The 2,581-nt window shown below is 55.0% G+C and carries 1 protein-coding gene; it reads left to right on the forward strand.

All coding sequences use genetic code 11. The features are described from left to right. On the forward strand, nucleotides 1-2,581 hold a 2,581-nt coding region (locus V6D20_08155; GenBank protein ID HEY9815757.1), incomplete at both ends, for a hypothetical protein.

Raw genomic sequence — 2,581 nt, forward strand, 5'->3', positions numbered from 1 at the left:
CCCAAAGCATTCTAGCAGCGGGGGATGCCTTGACCCTCCAGTCTGCCGCACCGGTGCTGGGGGATGGGCGATTCTTCGCTGGCGGGCCCTTGCGGGTGGAGCGCTTGGACGGATCCCTGGGTATTCTGGAAAGTCCAGATGATCCAGTCCTAGGAAGTCTTAGGAATGTGACATTCGCAGCCTATGAGGGGCGATCGCTTCATATCCTAGCCGCTGGCAGCATTCGCATTGGCACGGTGGAGATTACCGGGGCAGCCCAGCCCAACCAAGCGATCACGTCCGCCAATCCCTATTCCAATGTGCCCCTAGCCGATGGAACAACCCTGGTGATTGACGGCAGCACCGCTCCCACCCTAGACCTCCGGGCTGGGATGGATGAGGCGGAGGTACAGAATTTTCTCAACAGTTTTGCGATTCCGTTACCAGAAGGGTTTCTAGGGGGTACGGTTCCAGGGTTAGAAACCTGTATGGACTGCAATACTGTAGATAACTTAGATGGCCGGGCAGATATCACCCTAGGCAGGGTGTCGGTGGAGGCCCTTGACGGAGTGGTCTTGATCACCAATCGCTTTCAAGCCAATGGGAATCCTGGTGATATCAGGCTGAATGGGCCCATTGCTCTATTTAATGAAGCCAATAGCGGACGACTGGTGGTGGAATCTCGCGATAATTTGACTGTTGAGAATCAGATCAATGGCAATTCCCCCGATGGCAATGGTGTGCCCATTTCACTCTTTGCTGAAGATAATCTCACCATTGCCGCCACGATCAACAGCAGTTCGGCCAATGCTGCCGGCACGCTGCGTCTTGAGGCTGGGGATACCCTCGCAATTGGTGGACAAACGGCAGAGGGTGACCCCATTCAACTCTCGGTTCAAGGATTCAATGATGGGACAGGCGGCGACATCAGCCTCGTTGCCCCCACCGTGACAGTGACCGATGGTGCCCAGTTGAATGCAGGCACCTCAGGCAGTGGGGGTGGTGGTCAAATTTCGATGGATGCCTTCACCGTAACTCTCGCTGATGGCACTCGGGTATTGACAGGCACCTCAGGCGCAGGGGCAGGTGGGCAAATCGTCATCAATGCACCTACCGTTACCCTCACCGATGGTGTACGCCTAGATGCGGGAGCCTTACGACGCGGCGCGGCCGGTCAAATTTCGATTGATGCCCTCACGGTTCTGCTTGCCAATGGCACCCTGCTCAATACCGCCACCTCCGGAGCAGGTGCGGCCGGCCAAATCTCAATCACAGCACCCACTGTCACCCTCACAAATTTAGCAAGCCTCAGTGCTTCAACCTCAGGACGGGGCAACGCCGGACAAATTTCGGTTGATACTGAACAATTGACCTTGACTGAGGGGGCAGCGATCGCATCTGGCACCATTGGTACGGGCAATGCTGGACAAGTCACCATTGACGCCAACCAGGTCATTCTGCAAGACAGTGGCATTTTGGTAAGCAGTAGTCGGAGTAATGGGACAGAAGCGCCGGGGGCGGCTGGTCAGATCCAGATCCGAGGCGAAACTGTCGCCCTAGAAGGAAGCAGTCAGATTTCGGCTAGCACTGAGAGTGATACCGGAGGCGGTAGCATTGGTATCCGAGCAAATCAGATTAACTTACAAGATCAGGCGGCTCTGTTTGGTGGTGCCAACGGTACTGGGGCAGGCAGCACCATCGATTTGCGGGCTGATCGTATCCGTCTGAGTCAAACTGCTGCGATTCAAGCTATCACCACGGGCACCGGCAATGCCGCAACGATTCAACTGCGGGGCGATCGCATTGAGCTGAACGATTTATCTCGCATTGTGGGAGATACCAATGGTCTTGGAGCGGGGGCGACGGTTTTCCTTACGGGCGATCGCATTTCCTTAAGCGATCAAGCCTCAATTCAAGTTAACGCTTACAACCGAGGAGCGGGCGGACAGGTGACGTTAACGGGTGATCGCATTGAGCTAAGCGACCAGTCATTGATTCAAGGAAATAGCCTAGGGCGCGGTGCGGGCGGCACAATCGTTCTCAATGGCGAGCAAATTGCCTTAACCCAAGGGGCTGGAATGTTAGCTCAAGCCCTTGCAGACGGACGAGCTGGGCAAATCACCATTAATGCAGAGCAGCTATCCATGTCCGGACAATCGTTAGTCTTTGCCAATACACCCGCAAACACCTCTGGCAATGCTGGACAAATCAACTTCAACATTGGCACATCCATGGATGTCTCTGGCGCGTCAATTTTTGCCAACAATAGTGGCAGCGGGCGTGGGGGGGACATCCGGTTTCAGGGCGGATCGCTAACCCTGCGCAATGATGCCCAAATTTCTATCCGCAACCGAGAACAGGGTAGCGGTGGACAACTTCAACTGCGCGGCATGGATCAAGTGCGACTTCTTGGTGATCCACAGAGCGATCGTCTCACCGGCTTTTTCCTAGGAACGGAGGGAACAGGTAATGGCGCAAATTTTACTCTGCAGGCGGATCGGCTGTTGATTCGAGATGGAGCTGGAATTTTTGCACCTAGCCGAGGTGGAGATTCAGGAAATATGACGCTACAAACGCGGGTTCTGGACGTTTTAGGTGAGGG

The sequence above is a fragment of the Candidatus Obscuribacterales bacterium genome (assembly GCA_036703605.1).
Taxonomy (GTDB): domain Bacteria; phylum Cyanobacteriota; class Cyanobacteriia; order RECH01; family RECH01; genus RECH01.